The sequence below is a fragment of the Pseudomonas sp. WS 5412 genome (assembly GCF_012985615.1).
GTDB lineage: Bacteria > Pseudomonadota > Gammaproteobacteria > Pseudomonadales > Pseudomonadaceae > Aquipseudomonas > Aquipseudomonas shahriarae.
On sequence record NZ_JAARMB010000002.1, the window covers coordinates 305,868 to 323,690 of the forward strand.

The 17,823-nt window shown below is 63.2% G+C and carries 13 protein-coding genes; 10 read left to right on the forward strand and 3 right to left on the reverse strand.

Annotated features, from left to right (window positions below; genetic code table 11):
- The first annotated feature begins 58 nt into the window (after positions 1 to 58).
- The 10 genes from HBR94_RS04350 to HBR94_RS04395 all read left to right on the forward strand — a co-directional run bounded on the left by HBR94_RS04350 (position 59) and on the right by HBR94_RS04395 (position 14,573).
- Positions 59 to 1,918: an extracellular solute-binding protein gene (locus tag HBR94_RS04350; protein WP_169960884.1), complete on the forward strand. Its 1,860-nt coding sequence runs from the start codon at positions 59 to 61 to the stop codon at positions 1,916 to 1,918.
- Positions 1,918 to 2,979, forward strand: coding sequence for a microcin C ABC transporter permease YejB (locus HBR94_RS04355; RefSeq protein WP_170044246.1), 1,062 nt, complete (start codon positions 1,918 to 1,920; stop codon positions 2,977 to 2,979). Before HBR94_RS04350 ends, HBR94_RS04355 begins: the two co-directional genes overlap by 1 nt.
- The gene (locus HBR94_RS04360; protein ID WP_057959255.1) at positions 2,979 to 4,001 is read left to right on the forward strand and encodes an ABC transporter permease; all 1,023 of its coding nucleotides are present in this window, start codon (positions 2,979 to 2,981) and stop codon (positions 3,999 to 4,001) included. Before HBR94_RS04355 ends, HBR94_RS04360 begins: the two co-directional genes overlap by 1 nt.
- Positions 4,002 to 4,015: 14 nt before the next feature.
- Positions 4,016 to 5,593 (forward strand): ABC transporter ATP-binding protein, encoded by a 1,578-nt coding sequence (locus HBR94_RS04365; RefSeq protein WP_170044247.1) that lies wholly within the window; start codon positions 4,016 to 4,018, stop codon positions 5,591 to 5,593.
- A 49-nt stretch (positions 5,594 to 5,642) separates the two neighbouring features.
- Positions 5,643 to 7,049 (forward strand): sigma 54-interacting transcriptional regulator, encoded by a 1,407-nt coding sequence (locus HBR94_RS04370; RefSeq protein WP_170044248.1) that lies wholly within the window; start codon positions 5,643 to 5,645, stop codon positions 7,047 to 7,049.
- A gap of 286 nt (positions 7,050 to 7,335) precedes the next feature.
- Complete coding sequence (locus HBR94_RS04375; protein ID WP_057959253.1) at positions 7,336 to 8,727, forward strand: GntP family permease; 1,392 nt, start codon at positions 7,336 to 7,338, stop codon at positions 8,725 to 8,727.
- A 7-nt stretch (positions 8,728 to 8,734) separates the two neighbouring features.
- The gene (locus HBR94_RS04380) at positions 8,735 to 9,508 is read left to right on the forward strand and encodes a 3-hydroxybutyrate dehydrogenase (RefSeq protein WP_170044249.1); all 774 of its coding nucleotides are present in this window, start codon (positions 8,735 to 8,737) and stop codon (positions 9,506 to 9,508) included.
- A gap of 100 nt (positions 9,509 to 9,608) precedes the next feature.
- Entirely contained in the window at positions 9,609 to 11,561 is a 1,953-nt protein-coding gene (locus HBR94_RS04385) for an acetoacetate--CoA ligase (RefSeq protein ID WP_115128436.1), read from the forward strand.
- A gap of 145 nt (positions 11,562 to 11,706) precedes the next feature.
- A complete protein-coding gene (locus HBR94_RS04390) occupies positions 11,707 to 14,256 on the forward strand; it encodes a PAS domain-containing protein (RefSeq protein WP_170044250.1) in 2,550 nt (849 codons plus the stop codon).
- A gap of 41 nt (positions 14,257 to 14,297) precedes the next feature.
- Positions 14,298 to 14,573 carry a peptidylprolyl isomerase gene (locus tag HBR94_RS04395; RefSeq protein WP_029293742.1) on the forward strand — a complete coding sequence of 92 codons (276 nt, stop codon included), beginning with the start codon at positions 14,298 to 14,300 and terminating at the stop codon, positions 14,571 to 14,573.
- A gap of 113 nt (positions 14,574 to 14,686) precedes the next feature.
- On the opposite strand, the gene HBR94_RS04400 is transcribed toward HBR94_RS04395, so the two are convergent.
- The 3 genes from HBR94_RS04400 to HBR94_RS04410 form a co-directional block, all read right to left on the reverse strand.
- Positions 14,687 to 15,595: a sugar kinase gene (locus HBR94_RS04400; protein WP_170044251.1), complete on the reverse strand. Its 909-nt coding sequence runs from the start codon at positions 15,593 to 15,595 to the stop codon at positions 14,687 to 14,689.
- Between the two features lie 117 nt (positions 15,596 to 15,712).
- Positions 15,713 to 16,921, reverse strand: coding sequence for an amino acid deaminase (locus tag HBR94_RS04405; RefSeq protein ID WP_115128439.1), 1,209 nt, complete (start codon positions 16,919 to 16,921; stop codon positions 15,713 to 15,715).
- A 17-nt stretch (positions 16,922 to 16,938) separates the two neighbouring features.
- The gene (locus tag HBR94_RS04410) at positions 16,939 to 17,703 is read right to left on the reverse strand and encodes an IclR family transcriptional regulator (protein WP_057440989.1); all 765 of its coding nucleotides are present in this window, start codon (positions 17,701 to 17,703) and stop codon (positions 16,939 to 16,941) included.
- Between the last annotated feature and the right edge of the window lie 120 nt (positions 17,704 to 17,823).

Genomic DNA, 17,823 nt, shown 5'->3' on the forward strand with positions numbered 1-17,823 from the left:
CCGCGCACGGTTAGGGTACAAGTCCCCTTCCTTCTTCACCCGGTGCTCAAGGCTGATAATGCGACTGGATTTCCTCACGTTCGTTGGCTCTACCCTGGCCCTGCTGCTGGCGAGTACCGCCTCGTTCGCAGCCCCGCAACATGCATTGACCGTCTACGGCGAGCCTGCCAAGTACCCTGCCGGCTTCAGCCATTTTGACTATGTAAACCCCGACGCCCCCAAGGGCGGCAGCCTCAAGCGCTCTGCCCTCGAGGTCGGCCGCTTCGACCATGTGCTGCCGTATATCGACAAAGGCATCGGCGTCAGCCAGTTGGACGGCTGGGTGTATTCGCCCCTGGCCTACCGCTCACTGGATGAGCCCTATACCGTCTACGGCCTGGTCGCGCAAAAGATGGAGCGCGCCGAGGACGGCCTGTACCTGCGGTTTTTCCTCAACCCCAAGGCACGTTTTGCCGACGGCAAGCCGATCACCGCAGAAGATGTGCGCTACAGCTTCAACCTGCTGATGACCCAGGGCAGCCTGCGGTTTCGCACACTGTTTGCCGACGTCAAGCACGTCGAGGTCGAAGGCCCGCTGCAAGTGCGCTTTGACTTCGCCAGCAATGAAAACCGCACCCTGCCCCTGGATCTCGCGACCCTGCCGGTGTTCCCCGAGCATTGGTGGAAGAGCCGCGACTTTGCCAATGGTGGCGGCTATGAAGCGCCCCTGGGCAGCGGCCCGTACAAGGTCAGCAAAATCAATGCCGGCAGTACCATCACCTTCCAGCGCGATCCCGACTGGTGGGGCAAGGACTTGCCCGTCAGCCGCGGCCTGTACAACTTCGACCGCCTGAGCCTGGAGTACTTCGGCGATACCGAAGTCGCGCGCCAGGTCCTGCGCGGCGGTGCCTACGACTTCAATCGCGAGTTCTCCGCCACCGGCTATTCCATCGGCTACAACGGCCCGGCCCTGGACGATGGCCGCCTGCAACGCGCGCACCTGGCCAAACACGCCCCACAAACGGCCCAGGGCTATGTGTTCAATGTGCAAAAACCGATGTTCCAGGACCGCCGCGTGCGCCAGGCCCTGGCCATGCTCTGGGATTTCGAGTGGGCCAACCGGCAGATGATGCGCAATCTGTATATCCGCCAGCAAAGCTACTTTTCCAACAGCCCGCTGGCCGCCACTCAATTGCCCGACGCCCAGGAGCTGGCGATTCTCGAACCCCTGCGCGGGCAGATCCCCGACGAAGTCTTTACCCAGGTGTTCAAGGCGCCGACCACCGACGGCAGCGGCATGATCCGCGACAAGCAGCTACAAGCCCTGGCCCTGCTGGAAGACGCCGGCTGGACGCCCAAGGGCGACAAACTGGTGAATGCCGCCGGCGAGCCCCTGGAGTTCACCTTCCTCAATGTGCAAAACGGCCTGGAACGCCTGCTGCTGCCCTATAAACGCAACCTGGCGCAGATCGGCATCACCCTCAACATCCGGCGCATCGACTCGTCCCAGTACGTCAACCGCCTGATGACCCGGGACTACGACATGATCGTCACCGGCTTCCCGGTCACCACCTCGCCGGGTATGGAGCTGTACAACTACTTCGGTTCGTCTTCGGCGTTCGACCCGGGCAGCAACAACTACATCGTCCTGCAAAACCCGGCGGTCGATACCCTGGTCACCGGCCTGGTACGCGCCACCACCCAGGCACAGATGCTCAGCTACGCCCATGCCCTGGACCGGGTGCTGCAATGGAATTACTACTGGATCCCCAATTACTACCCGCCCGGCACCTCGGCCGCGTGGTGGAACCGCTTCGGTCGCCCGGCCATCGAGGCCAGCAACGACGAGGCACTGGAATCGTGGTGGGAAGTCAGCCCCACGCCACTGACCAATGAGCAGATGAAAGCCGAACTGAGCAAGCTGCGAGGTGCCCACTGATGTTTGCCTATATCGTGCGGCGCCTGCTGCTGATCATCCCGACCCTGGTGATTATCCTGCTGGTGAACTTTGTGATCGTCCAGGCCGCGCCCGGCGGGCCGGTGGAGCAAGCCATCGCCCACTTGCAGGGGATTGGCGGCGGGGGCGTCGGCGGCTCGGCCGGCGACGGCGTCAGCAGTGGCTCCCGCGCCAGTCGCGGCCTTGACCCCAAGCTGATCAAGGACATCGAAAAACAATACGGCTTCGACAAATCCGCCCCCGAACGCCTGTGGCTGATGCTCAAGAACTATGCCCAGCTGGATTTCGGCAACAGCTTCTTTCGCGGCGCCACGGTGATCGACCTGATCCTGGAAAAGTTGCCGGTGACCCTTTCCCTCGGCCTCTGGACAACCCTGATCACCTACCTGGTGTCGATCCCCCTGGGAATCCGCAAGGCGGTGCGCCACGGCAGCAGTTTCGATGTATGGAGCAGCACCGCCATCGTCATTGGCTACGCGATGCCGGCCTTCCTGTTTGCGATGTTTTTGATCGTGGTCTTTGCCGGCGGCAGTACCTTGAACTGGTTCCCGGTGCGCGGCCTGGTGTCGGAGAACTTCGAGCAACTGAGCACCCTGGGCAAGATCGCCGATTACTTCTGGCACCTGGTGCTGCCGGTCAGCGCCCTGGTGATCGGTGGTTTCGCCACCTTGACCATCCTCACCAAAAACTCGTTCCTCAATGAAATCACGCGTCAGTACGTGGTCACGGCACGCGCCAAAGGCCTGAGCGAGCGGCGCGTGCTCTACGGCCATGTGTTTCGCAACGCCATGCTGCTGGTGATCTCCGGGATCCCCCAGGCGTTTATCAGTGTGTTCTTCGCCGGCTCGCTGCTGATCGAGGTGATCTTCTCCCTCGACGGTCTGGGCCGCATGAGCTACGAAGCCGCGGTGTCGCGGGACTATCCGGTGGTGTTTGGTTCGCTGTTTATCTTCACCCTGTTTGGCCTGCTGATAAAACTGATCGGCGACCTCTGCTACACCCTGGTGGACCCGCGTATCGACTTCGCCGCGAGGAACGCCTGATGCTCAATCTGTCTCCTGTAGCCCGTCGCCGCTTCGAACGTTTCAAGCAAAACCGCCGGGGCTGGTGGTCGCTGTGGCTGTTTATCGGCCTGTTTATCCTGACCCTGGGCGGCGAGTTGATCGCCAACGACAAACCCCTGGTGCTCAGCTATCAGGACCAGTTGTATTTCCCGGTGTTCAAGCGCTACACCGAGCAGCAGTTCGGCGGGCAACTGCCATTCCAGGCCGACTACCGCAGTGACTACGTGCAGCAACTGATCAAGCAAGACGGCGGCTGGATGCTGTTCCCGCCGATCCCCTTCAGCGATGACACGCCCAACTACGAGCTGACCCGCCCTGCCCCCAGCCCGCCGTCCACGGTGAACTGGCTGGGCACCGACGACCAGTCCCGCGATGTGCTGGCGCGGGTGATCTTCGGCGCGCGGGTGTCGATCCTGTTCGCCCTCGGCCTGACCCTGATCAGCGCCGTCATCGGCATTGCCGCCGGCGCCTTGCAGGGCTATTACGGCGGCTGGGTCGACCTGCTCGGCCAGCGCATCCTTGAAGTGTGGTCGGGGCTGCCGGTCCTGTACCTGCTGATCATCCTCTCGGGGTTTGTCGAGCCGAACTTCTGGTGGCTGCTGGGGATCATGGCGCTGTTTTCCTGGCTGGCCCTGGTGGATGTGGTGCGTGCCGAGTTCCTGCGCGGGCGCAACCTGGAGTACGTGAAAGCCGCACGCGCCCTGGGCCTGGGCGACGCCAAGATCATTCGCCGGCACATCCTGCCGAACGCGATGACCGCCACCCTGAGCTATCTGCCTTTTATCCTGACCGGGGCGATTTCCACCCTCAGCGCCCTGGACTTTCTCGGCTTCGGCATGCCGGCGGGCAGCGCGTCCCTCGGTGAGTTGATCGCCCAGGGCAAGCAGAACCTGCAAGCACCGTGGCTCGGGCTCACGGCCTTTTTCACCCTGGCGCTGATTCTGTCACTGCTGGTATTTATCGGCGAGGCGCTGCGTGACGCCTTCGACCCACGATCATGAAGGGCGATGCATCCATGACTGACAACCTGATCGAGATCCGCGACCTGTGCGTCGCCTTCAGCGGCCAGACCGTGGTGCGCAACCTGAGCCTGGATGTGCGCCCCGGCGAGTGCCTGGCACTGGTGGGCGAGTCGGGCTCGGGCAAGTCGGTGACCGCCCATTCGATCCTGCAACTGCTGCCCCAGGCCGGCACCGTTACCACAGGGTCGGTGCGCTATCGCGGCCAGGAGCTGATCGGCGCCGAGGCCGGCACCCTGCAAAAGCTGCGCGGCAACCGCATCGCGATGATCTTCCAGGAGCCGATGACCTCCCTCAATCCCTTGCACAGCATCGAAAAGCAGATCGGCGAAACCCTGCTGCTGCACAAAGGCCTGGGCGGCAAGGCGGCGCAGGCACGCATCCTCGAACTGCTGGACCTGGTGGGCATTCGCGACCCCCAGGAACGCCTCAAGTCCTACCCCCACCAGTTGTCGGGTGGCCAGCGCCAGCGGGTGATGATCGCCATGGCTCTGGCCTGCGAACCAGAACTGCTGATCGCCGATGAGCCGACCACCGCCCTGGATGTGACGGTGCAGCGCAAGATTCTGCTGCTGCTCAAATCCTTGCAGCAACGCCTGGGCATGTCGCTGCTGCTGATCAGCCACGACCTCAACCTGGTGCGCAGCATTGCCCAGCGCGTGTGCGTGATGCAGGCCGGGGAAATTGTCGAGCAGGCCGACTGCCAAACCCTGTTCAATGCCCCGCAACATCCCTACAGCCGCCTGCTGCTGGATGCCGAACCGGTCGGTACCGCACTGTGCCAGGATCAGCGCGAGACGGTGTTGCAGGTCGCCGGCCTGAGTGTGCGCTTCCCCATCGGTGGCGGGCTGTTCCGGCGCAAGCAGTACCTGCAGGCGGTGGACGGCATCAGCCTGGACCTGCAACGGGGCAAGACCCTGGGAATCGTCGGCGAGTCCGGCTCCGGCAAGTCCACCCTGGGCCAGGCGATCCTGCGTCTGCTCGACTCCAGCGGCAGCATCCGCTTCCAGGGCGAGGCCCTCGACAGCCTCAGCCAGAAACAGATGCGCCCGTGGCGCAAGCAGATGCAGGTGGTATTCCAGGACCCCTACGGCAGCCTCAGCCCGCGCATGTCGGTGCAGCAGATCATCAGCGAAGGCCTGGAAGTACACGCGCCATGCAGCCCACAGGAGCGTGACGCCCAGGTGATCAAAGTGCTGCAGGATGTGGGGCTCGACCCGGCCAGCCGTCACCGCTACCCCCACGAATTTTCCGGCGGCCAGCGCCAACGCATCGCCATCGCCCGCGCCCTGGTGCTGCGCCCGGCCTTGATGCTGCTGGACGAGCCGACTTCGGCCCTGGACCGCACCGTGCAAAAACAAGTGGTGGCGCTGCTGCGTGAACTGCAGGAAAAATACGCCCTGACCTACCTGTTTATCAGCCATGACCTGGCCGTGGTACGGGCCATGGCCCACGATATGATCGTGATCAAGGATGGCCAGGTGGTTGAGCGCGGGCCATGCGCTGACGTCTTTGCCGCGCCACAGCACCCCTACACTCAAGAGCTGCTTGCTGCCGCGCACGCTCCCCTGTAGGAGCCGGCTCCTACCATTGAACTCATCCTTTATTTTTGGCGCCCCGACCATGAACACCACCGAAAGCCTCAAGGACTACCCGCACGTTCGCGGCCTGGCGATCCAGTCCCTGTTCGAGATCATCGAGCAGTCCAGCGAAGGCACGGTGATTGTCGACCGCGACGCCAACATCGTGTGGATGAACGAACGCTATGCCAAGCGCTTCGGCCTGAAAAGCGCCGACCAGGCCATCGGCCAACCTTGCGAGCAGGTGATCTCCAACAGCCTGTTACGCCAGGTGGTGCGCAGTGACCAGCCGATCCTCCTGGATATCCAGGACACGCCCAAAGGCCCATTGGTGGTGATGCGCCTGCCGATCCACGACGATGCCGGCAAGGTCATCGGCGCCATCGGCTTTGCCCTGTTCGATGAGTTGCGCAACCTCTCGCCGATGATCGAGCGCTACCTGAGCATGCAACAGGAACTGGCTTCGACCCGTTCGCTGCTGCGCTCACGCCAGAGCAAGTACAACTTCGCGCACTTTATCGGCACCAGCGCTGCCAGCCTCGAGGTCAAGCGCCGGGCGCGGCGCAGCGCGAGTGCCGAGTCGCCGGTGTTGCTGCTGGGCGAGACCGGCACCGGCAAGGAGCTGCTGGCCCAGGCCATCCATGGTGCGTCACCCCGAGCCAACAAAGCGTTTGTCAGCATCAACAGCGCCGCCATCCCCCATGACCTTCTGGAAGCCGAGTTCTTCGGCACCGCGCCCGGCGCCTTCACCGGCGCCGACCGCAAGGGCCGCCCCGGCAAATTGCAAATCGCCCAGGGCGGGACGTTGTTCCTCGATGAAATCGGCGACATGCCATTGCCCCTGCAAAGCAAACTGCTGCGGGTGCTGCAGGAGAAAGAATTTGAGCCGGTGGGCTCCAACGAGATGATCCACAGCGACGTGCGGGTGATTGCCGCGACCTCCACCGACCTGGAAGCCGCGATCAAGCGTGGCGAGTTTCGCGCCGACTTGTATTACCGCCTCAACGTGTTGCCGATCCAGGTCCCGCCCCTGCGCGAACGCCTGGACGATATCCCGGCGTTGAGTGAAGCAATCCTCGAAGAACTGCGCAGCCAGCATGAGCTGGACCGCGAAGCCCTGGCACTGCTGGCCCAGCATGCCTGGCCGGGGAATATCCGCGAGCTGCGCAACGTGCTGGAGCGCGCCGCGTTGCTCAGTGATGACCTGGTGTTGGATGCGCAGGAGATTCGCGCGGCGATCGGCACCTTCAGCCCGGTGGAGCGTAGCGCTTTGGCGCCCGTAGAGGTCGAAACCTTCAGCGTGGCGCGGGAGCGGTTTGACCGGCAGTTGATTGGTGCAGCGTTGCGCCAATGCGGGGGCAATGTGATCGAGGCCGCCAAGCAATTGGGGCTCGGGCGCTCGACGCTGTACAAGAAGATGGTGGCGCTGGGCATCGAGCAATCTCAATAAAGAGACATAAATCTCACAACAAAGACACCTCCATGTGGGAGCGGGCTCGCCCGCGAATGCGGTCTATCAGCAACAAAATCATTGCCTGACACAGCGCTTTCGCGGGCAAGCCCGCTCCCACATTGGAATCTCATCTGTCTTTAAATAGAGACTCAGCATGAAAATCACAGCACAGTAATTATAAATATCCATACATATCAATAAGTTACAAACTTGGCACGCTTCCCGCTATAGCCCCTTCCTACAGCTACACCCCACAACAATAACAATCCGATGGAGACACACCATGAGTGTGATCATTGCCCTGGCGGCGCTCGCGCTGCTGATGCTGGCTGCCTACCGTGGCTATAGCGTCATCCTGTTTGCCCCTATCGCCGCCCTCGGCGCGGTGTTGCTCACTGACCCTTCCGCCGTCGCCCCAGCCTTTACCGGGGTGTTCATGGAAAAAATGGTCGGCTTTATCAAACTGTATTTCCCGGTGTTCCTGCTCGGCGCGGTGTTCGGCAAGCTGATCGAGCTGTCGGGCTTTTCGCGCTCGATTGTCGCGGCCGCCATCCGCTTGCTCGGCACCCGCCAGGCGATGCTGGTGATCGTGCTGGTGTGTGCCTTGCTGACCTACGGCGGCGTGTCGCTGTTTGTGGTGGTGTTTGCGGTGTACCCGTTCGCCGCCGAGATGTTCCGCCAGAGCAATATCCCCAAGCGTCTGATCCCGGCGACCATTGCCCTGGGCGCGTTCTCGTTCACCATGGACGCCCTGCCCGGCACGCCGCAGATTCAGAACATCATCCCCAGCACCTTTTTCAACACCACCGCCTGGGCCGCGCCCTGGCTGGGCGTGATCGGCACGATCTTTGTGTTCTGCGCCGGCATGCTGTACCTGGCGCGCCAGCGCAACAAGGCCCAGCGTGCCGGTGAAGGCTATGGCACCGACTTGCGCAACGAGCCGGAAACCGCCGAAGACCTGAGCCTGCCCAACCCGTGGATCGCCCTGTCGCCGCTGATTCTGGTGGGGGTGATGAACCTGCTGTTCACCCACTGGATCCCGCAGTGGTACGGCAAGACCCACAGCCTCGCCCTGCCGGGCATGAGCGCACCGGTGACCACCGAAATCGCCAAGCTCACCGCGATCTGGGCGGTGCAGGCGGCCTTGCTGGTGGGGATCATCATGGTCCTGGTGTTCGGCTTCCAGGCGATCAAGAGCAAGCTGGCCGAAGGCAGTAAAAGCGCAGTCAGCGGCGCGCTGCTGGCGGCGATGAACACCGCTTCGGAATACGGCTTCGGCGCGGTCATCGCCTCGTTGCCAGGCTTCCTGGTGCTGGCGGACTGGCTCAAGGGCATCCCCAACCCGCTGGTCAACGAAGCGATTACCGTGACCCTGCTGGCCGGCATCACCGGCTCGGCGTCCGGCGGCATGAGCATCGCCCTGGCGGCCATGTCCGAGAGCTTTATTTCCGCGGCCCATGCCGCCAATATCCCCCTGGAAGTGCTGCACCGGGTCGCGGCCATGGCCAGCGGCGGCATGGACACCCTGCCGCACAACGGCGCGGTCATTACCCTGTTGGCGGTCACCGGGCTGACCCACCGCGAAGCCTACAAGGATATTTTCGGCATCACGATCATCAAGACCCTCGCGGTGTTCGTGGTGATCGGTACTTTCTACGCCACCGGCATTGTGTGAGGTTTTCATGACGACATTGAACGGCAAGACCGCCCTGGTCACCGGCTCCACCAGCGGCATCGGCCTGGGGATTGCCCTGAGCCTGGCCAAGGCCGGCGCCAATCTGATCCTCAACGGGTTCGGCGATGCCAGCGCGGTGATCGCCCAGGTGCAAGCCTTCGGCGGCAAAGTCGGCCATCACCCGGCGGATGTCAGCGACCCGGCGCAAATCGCCGAGATGGTCGCCTACGCCGAGCGCGAGTTCGGCGGCATCGACATCCTGGTGAACAACGCGGGCATTCAGCATGTGGCGGCAGTGGAAGACTTCCCGGTGGAGCGCTGGGACTCGATCATCGCGATCAACCTGTCGTCGGTGTTCCACAGCACGCGCCTGAGCCTGCCGGGCATGAAGACCAGGGGCTGGGGACGGATCGTCAATATCGCCTCGGTACACGGCCAGGTCGGCTCGGTCGGCAAGGCCGCGTACGTAGCAGCCAAGCACGGGGTGATCGGCCTGACCAAAGTGGTCGGCCTGGAAACCGCCACCAGCAATGTGACCTGCAATGCCATCTGCCCCGGCTGGGTCCTGACCCCGCTGGTGCAAAAGCAGATCGACGATCGCATTGCCGCAGGCGTAGACCCGCAACAGGCCCAGCATGATCTGCTGGCCGAGAAGCAGCCCTCCCTGGAGTTCGTCACCCCACCACAACTGGGTGAACTGGTACTGTTCCTGTGCAGCGAAGCCGGCAGCCAGGTACGTGGCGCGGCGTGGAATATTGATGGTGGGTGGTTGGCCCAGTAACCCAAACACCGCAAATCCCCTGTAGGCGCAGGCAAGCCTGCGCCCACAGTTTGGATGTGTGGTGCCTGGCAGATTTCATACAAGAACAAGAGAGTGCGCCATGTCCGATATCCTCTGGCAACCCAGCCCGGAACGCATCCACACCACCCGGATAGACCAGTTCCGGCGCTTTATCAATGATCGCCACGCCTTGCAGATCAACGATTACCCCACCCTGCACCAATGGAGCATCGACCAGCGCCCGGATTTCTGGGCGGCGATTGTCGAGTTCTTCGACGTGCAGTTTCGTACGCCACCCAGCACCGTGCTGGTGGAAGGCACGCCGATGCCCAGCGCCCAGTGGTTTCCCGGCGCCACCCTAAACTTTGCCGAGCACCTGCTGCGCCGCCGCGATGACCACCCCGCCGTGGTCGCCATCGGCGAAGACGGCCAGCGCGAACAACTGAGCTATGCCGAACTGGCCCGCCACGTCGCCGGCCTGCAACGGAGCCTGCAAGCGGCGGGCGTGGGCCTGGGTGATCGGGTGGCGGCGTGCATGCCCAATACCTGGCAAACCCTGGTGGGCATGCTTGCCACTACCAGCCTAGGGGCGATCTGGTCATGCTCCTCACCGGACTTCGGCACCCAAGGGGTGATCGACCGCTTCGGCCAGATCGAGCCCAAGGTGCTGATCACCTGCGCCGGTTATCGCTATGCCGGCAAGCTGATCGACCAGAGCGCCAAGCTCAATGAAATCCTCGACCGCCTGCCGTCCCTGGAACACCTGATCATCGTGCCCTACGCCCGGCCCGAGGCGCGCGTCGAGGATTACCCGACCCAGGCCAACGTCGCCCTGTGGGATGACTTCTACCGCCCCGGCGGCGAACCGCAGTTTGTCGCCGTGCCCTTCGACCATCCGCTGTACATCCTCTACTCCAGCGGCACCACCGGCGTGCCTAAATGCATCATCCACGGTACCGGCGGCGTGCTGCTGACTCACCTCAAGGAACATGGTCTGCACGCCGACCTGTCACGCGACGACTGCCTGTTTTACTACACCACCTGCGGCTGGATGATGTGGAACTGGCTGGTGTCGGCCCTGGCCATCGGTGCCACGGTAGTGCTGTACGACGGCTCGCCGTTTCATCCGGGGCCGGAGCGCCTGATTGACCTGATCGACCAGGAGCGCATCAGCGTGTTCGGCACCAGCCCGAAATTCCTCGCCACCCTGGAAAAGGCCGGCCTGCAACCGCGTCGCAGCCATGACCTGGGCAGCCTCAAGGGCCTGATCTCGACCGGCTCGCCACTGTCGCCCCAGAGCTACGACTACGTGTACCGCGACATCAAACAGGAGCTGTGCCTGTCGTCGATGTCGGGCGGTACCGATATCGTCTCCTGCTTTGTCATCGGCAACCCGGTGCTGCCGGTACGGCGCGGCGAAATGCAGTGCAAGAGCCTGGCGATGGCCATCGAAGTGTGGGACGACCAGGGCCGGGCGCTGGTCGGCGAAAAAGGCGAACTGGTATGCACCCGGCACTTCCCGGCCATGCCCATTGGCCTGTGGAATGACCCACAGGGGGAAAAACTGCGCGCCTCGTATTTCAGCCAGTTCCCCGGCGTCTGGGCCCAGGGCGACTATGCCGAGCAACGCGCCAATGGCAGCCTGCTGATCCATGGCCGTTCGGATGCGGTGCTCAACCCCGGTGGCGTGCGCATCGGTACGGCGGAAATCTACCGACAGGTGGAAAAAGTCCCCCAGGTCCTGGAAAGCCTGGCCATCGGCCAACGCTGGCAGGACGACGTGCGCGTGGTGCTGTTTGTGCGCCTCAATGACGGCGAACACCTGGACGCCGCGCTTGAGCAGCAGATCCGCGAGGTGATCCGCGCCAACACCACGCCGCGTCATGTGCCGGCGAAGATCCTGAGTGTCAGCGACATCCCGCGCACCATCAGCGGCAAGATCGTCGAGTTGGCGGTAAGGAATGTCGTGCATGGCGAACCGGTGAAAAACACCGATGCCCTGGCCAACCCCGAAGCCCTGGAGCAGTTTCGCGACCGCCCTGAGCTGGCATAAAGGATGAAAGGTTTCAGCGCCCACACACTCATTTGAAGATAAACCCCTCAAGCATGCTATTTTTCGAGGGGTAGGCAGCCGTTTCCGCAGCACGGGATAATCGGCCTCTGTCATTCTTCAAGCGTTACGCGCGGGACACTTACACATGAACGGATCACCCACCGGCAGCCAGGCCGCGGCCCTGATCGCACGGCTGGACTGGGCCACAAGCCCCCTCGGTGATGCCAGCCATTGGCCACAAAGCCTGCGCACGGCAGTCGATATCGTCATCCACTCACCAATGCCGATGCTGTTGCTGTGGGGCGACGAACTCACGCAGATCTACAACGATGGCTTCGCACTGCTGGCCGGCAACAAGCACCCCCAGGCCTTCGGCCAGCCGACCCACCAGGTCTGGCCGGAGATGCAACACTTCACCGCCCCGATCTACAGCGCCGTACTGTCCGGCCAGGTGCGCACCTTCAGCGAGCAGCGTTTTATCCTGCAGCGCAATCACCGTGATACGGAAATCTGGCTGGACCTGACCTACAGCCCGATCCGCGACGAACGCGGCCAGGTCGCCGGGGTCCTGGTCACGGCGATTGAAACCAACGAGCGCCGGCAACTCGCCCAGGAGCTGCAACAACGCTCCGAGGCCAGCCTCAAGGCCCAGCACGATACCGAGCAACGCTTGCAACTGGCCCTGGCCGCCACCGATGCAGTGGGCACCTGGGACTGGGATATCAGCGAAGACCGCTTTATTGCCGACAGCCATTTTGCCCAACTGCATGGGGTTGATCCGGCTAAAGCCCGGCAGTTGCCCATCAGTGATTACCTGCAAGGCGTGCACCCGGAAGACCGTGGCATGGTGGCCCGCAGCATCAAGCATTGCATCAGCCATGGCTCCGAGTACGCCGAGGAATATCGCCTGCTCCAGGCCGACGGCCAGGTGCGCTGGGTGTTTGCCCGTGGCCGCTGCTACAAGGATCACCACGGCCGACCAGCGCGTTTTCTCGGGGCGGCCCTGGACCTGACCGAACGCAAGCACACCGAGCAAGCCCTGCGCCAGAGCCAGACCGAGCTGCAGTTGATCATCAACGCGATGCCGGTGCTGATCGGTTATGTCGATCACGAAGAGCGCTTTCGCCTGAACAACAGCGCCTACCTCGACTGGTATGGCCTGACCCCGCAAGAGCTGTATGGCAAGACCATCCGCGAAGTGATCGGCGCCGAGATCTATGCCGGGCGCGCCGATAAGATCGCCGCCGCACTCAAGGGCAAGGCCTGCAGCTTCATTACCGTCACCCCCCATCGCGATGGCCGGCCCCGGCATGCGCTGATGAAGTACCTGCCACGCTTCAGCGCCGATGGCTCGGTCAATGGTTTCTACATCTTTGTGATTGATGAGACCGAGCGCAAACTCACCGAGGAAGCCCTGCGCCACCTCAACGACAACCTCGAAGAACGCGTGGCCCAGCGTACCCAGGCGCTGGCCGAAGCCAACCAGCGCCTGCAAAACGAGATGTTCGAGCGCGAGCGTGCCGAAGACGCGCTGCGCCATGCGCAAAAAATGGAAGCGGTCGGCCAGCTTACCGGTGGGATCGCCCATGACTTCAACAATATGCTCACCGGGATCATTGGCAGCCTGGACCTGATGCAGCGCTACATCGCCGCCGGCCGTAGCGATGAGATCGGCCGCTTCACCGACGCTGCGGTGTCCTCGGCCCATCGCGCCGCCGCCCTGACCCATCGCCTGCTGGCCTTCTCCCGGCGCCAGTCCCTGGACCGCCGGCCCCTGGACCCGAACCAGTTGGTCGCGTCCCTGGAAGACCTGTTCCGCCGTACCAAAGGCGCCCATATCGAACTCAAGGTGCAGCTGGGCAGCGATATCTGGCCGGTAAACACCGACGCCAGCCAACTGGAAAACGCCCTGCTCAACCTGGTGATCAACGCCCGCGATGCCATGCCTGATGGCGGGCTACTGAGCATCGAGACCGCCAACAGCTACCTTGACGGCACCGACATCACCACCCTGGAGCCGGTCAAGGCCGGCGACTACGTGATGCTCGGCGTGTGCGACAACGGCGCCGGCATGACCCCGAAAATCCTGGCCAAGGCCTTCGACCCCTTCTTTACCACCAAGCCCATCGGCCAGGGCACCGGCCTGGGGTTGTCGATGATCTATGGTTTTGCCCAGCAATCGGGCGGCCACGTCACGATCCACAGTGAACCGGGCCGGGGCACCTGCGTGCGCCTGTACCTGCCGCGCCTGCATGGCACCGCCCTGGAAAAAGTCCCGCCGCAGGTCCCCGTGGAAGCCCCCCTGGCGCTGGACGGCGAAGCCGTGGTGGTGGTCGAGGACGATGCGGCGGTGCGCATGCTGGTGGTCAACCTGCTGGATGAATTGGGCTACACCGCCCACCAGGCGGCCGACGCACGCGCAGCCCTGCCACTGCTGGAGTCTGACCTGCGGGTGGACTTGCTGGTGACCGATGTCGGCCTGCCCGGCATGAACGGCCGACAACTGGCGGAAATCGCTCGCCAGCACCGCCCGACACTCAAGGTGCTGTTCATGACCGGATACGCCGAGACCGCCGCCGAGCGCCAGGGTTTTCTGGAGGACGGCATGGACATGGTGGCCAAGCCGTTTTCCATTGACCAGTTGGCCACGAAAATCCGCAGCATGATCGGCGTCAAAGGCCAAGTTGATGCATAATCCCGCGCCTTCAAGCCCGACCGTTGCAAGGTAACTGCCCGATGAAAGCCCAAGCCCGCCATATCCTGGTCAAGACCAGCGAAGAAGCCGAACAACTCAAGCAGCGTATTGCCAAGGGCGAAGCCTTTGATGTGCTGGCCAAGAAGTTCTCCACCTGCCCGTCCGGCAAGCGCGGCGGCGATCTGGGTGAAGTGCGGCCGGGGCAGATGGTCGGGGTGATTGATGCGGTGATTTTCAAGAAACCGCTGCGGGTGGTGCATGGGCCGATCAAGAGCAAGTTTGGGTATCACCTGGTGCAGGTGTTCTACCGCGACTAGAGCACCCTGATCGTTCCCACGCTCCGCGTGGGAACGCCTCACTGGATGCTCTGCGTCCGCTTCTGGGACGCGGAGCGTCCGTAGCTGCATTCCCACGCGGAGCGTGGGAATGCTCAGTCCCTGGGAATCAGCGCACCCGGAATCTGGATCACCCGGCTGGCCAACCGATGCCCCGCCAAAGCCGCCTCTTGCGGTGAACCACCCCTGAGCCGACTGGCCAGATACGCCGCGCTGAACGAATCCCCCGCCGCCGTGGTGTCCACCACCTTTTCGACTACCTGCGCCGGCACCGCAAAACGCTCGCCGCCCTGGCGAATCAGGCAGTCATCCGCGCCGCGCTTGAGCACCACTTCCTCGATCCCTGGATAAGCGGCGAACACCTGCTCACTGTCGGCATAGCCAAACAGGGCACGCTCGTCGTCTTCGGTGAGCAAGGCCATATCCACCTGCGCCAACACCTGCTGATAAGCCTCACGAGCGGCTTCGACACTGGCCCAAAGACGCGGCCGGTAGTTGTTGTCGAACACCACCCGGGCGCCACGCTGGCGGGCTTCCAGCAACACGGCCAGCAAGCGCACGCGCCCCACTTCGCCCAATACAGCCAGGGTGATACCGCTGAAATACAGCACGTCATAACTCGGCAAGGCCGCCAGGACCGGCTCGGCCCCTGGCGTGGTGAAGCAATCGCGCACCGCCGCTTCGTTGCGCCAATAGAGAAATTTACGCTCGCCGCGGGCATCGGTCTGGATGCAATACAAACCCGGCAGGCGCCCCGGCAAGCGCTGGACCCGGTCCAGGCCAAGGCCTTCGGCGGCCCATTGCTGGCACATGGCATCGCTGAAACTGTCATCGCCCAGGGCGGTGACGTAATCCACCGTGCTGCTGGCCCCCAGCTCGCGGCGCAGGTAGACGGCGGTGTTCAGGGTGTCGCCACCGAAGCTCTGTTGCAGGCTGCCGTCGGCGCGGTGTTGCAGTTCGATCATGCATTCGCCGATCAGGGCGATGCGCGGGTGTGGGGTCATATTTGGATTCTCGGCTGGGTTTTGGGGCCTCATCCCAGGCCAGCCAGCTCCCACATTGGAATGTATTCACAAATCCCCATGTGGGAGCTGGCTTGCCTGGGATGGCCGCGACGGGGTCTAGAAACAGGTGTGCAATGTCTCGATCACCTGTAACTGCTCATCCACCAAACACCCCACCTGCCACTTATCAAAGGTCAGGCACGGGTGCGAGGTGCCAAACGAGATGATGTCGCCAATACGCAGTTCAACCCCCGCCGCCACGCTCATGAAGGCGTGCTGGTCCATCACCGCCGTGACCTTGCAGGCACTCACGTCATCGCCCACCGCCGGCAGCACGCCAGCCTTGTAGCGCTTGAGGGGCACCGGCAGGCCGGCGTCGTAGGCCACGTCGCGCTTGCCCAGGGCGATCACTGCAAACCCCGGCTGCGGCAACGACTGCACATGGGCCCAGACTTCCAGGGCCGGGCGCAGGCCCTCCGTGAGGTCGCTGCGCCGGTCCAGCACGCAGCATTGCGCCTCCTTGTAGATGCCGTGGTCGTGGGCCACATAGCTGCCGGGGCGCAGCACGCTGAGGAAGCGCCCTTCGGCGTTTTGCGCGGCGAAAGACTCGGCGATCAGGTCATACCAGGCCGAACCCGACGCGGTGATGATCGGCTTGCCCAGGTCAAAGGCCCCGCTGTTCTGCATATCCACCGCCAGACGCACCAGGGACGCAGCAAACTCGCGGATACCGCTGATGGCATGCTCGCCGTGGATCACCCCTTCATAACCTTCGATCCCGGTAAGGACCAGGGCCGGCTGGGCCTTGATTGCCCGCGCCAGGTCCAGCACCTCTTGCTCGCTGCGGCAACCGCAGCGGCCGCCGACCACGCCGTATTCGATCATCACGTTCAGGCGCAGGCCACGGGCGGCGAAGAATGCGCCCAGGTCAGCGACGTTGTCCGGGTGATCGACCAGGCAATGGAAGTCAAACTCGGGGTCAGCCAGCAGCTCGGCGATCAGCGCCATGTTAGGCGCGCCCACCAGTTGGTTGGCCATCAATACCCGGCGCACGCCACCGGCATAGGCCGCGCGGGTCTGCACTGCGGTAGCCAGGGTGATGCCCCAGGCGCCTTGTGCCAACTGACGCTGAAACAGCGCCGGCATCATGCTGGTCTTGCCATGGGGCGCCAGTTGCGCGCCGCTGTTGCTGACAAAGTCCTGCATCCAGCGGATGTTGTGTTCCAGGGCCGCGCGGTGCAGCACCAGGGCGGGCAGGCTGACGTCGCGTACCAGGTGGGCACCGCTGGCGGCGGCGCCTTTTTCAACGGCATTGAAGGCAGACATGGGGTTACTCCGTTTCGCTATTCATTGATGCGACGGGCCAGGTTATTGGCGCTTTCGATCAGCACCCGGCGGTAGTCGTCGTAATTGTTCTTGGCGTCGGCCCGTGGGGCGACGATGCACAGGGTCGCAATGGCGACGCCCTGGGCGTCACGCACCGGGGCGGCAAAGCAGTGGGTAAAGGTGTCGGCAACACTGTCGAAGGAAAAAAAGCCATCGACGCTGGCCTGGCGGATCTGCCCGAGGAAGGTGTCCAGGGGTAAACGCTGGCCGTCCGGCAGGATAAAGTCGTCGTGGTCGATCAGGTCGATGATCTGCTGGTCGCTCAAATGCCCCAGCAACAGGCGCCCGGACGCGGTCCAGGGGATGGGCGCGTTTTCACCGATATCCGAAGAAATCCGGAAATGCCGCTCGCCCTCGCGCATCAGCGCCACCGTGTACTTGCGCCCGTTGAGCAGGCACATCTGCGCCGTCTCGTGGGTTTGGCTGACGATCTCCTGCAAGGCGTGATCGGCCTCGCGGGTCAGGTCGAAATGGCGCAAGTGGGCCTGGCCGAGGAAGTACAGCTGACGGCCCAGGTACACGTGACCGTCCTTGCCCACGGTTTCGAGAATCCGCCGCTCCAGCAGGGAGGCGACCAGTTCATAGACCGTGGACTTGGGGCTGCCGATGCCACTGGCAATATCATTGGGGCGCAGGGGCTGGCCGACTTCCTTGAGAAAATCGAGGATATCGAACGCTCGGTCCAGGCCTTTTGCGCGGCGCTTGATGGTGTCTTCGGTCATGGCGGTCTTCATCAGCGTAAGAGGTCCATGTAAGAGTCGCTTTGTGTGGGAGCGGGCTTGCTCGCGAAAGCGGCGTGTCAGCCAACAAATCTGGCACTGATACACCGTTTTCGCGAGCAA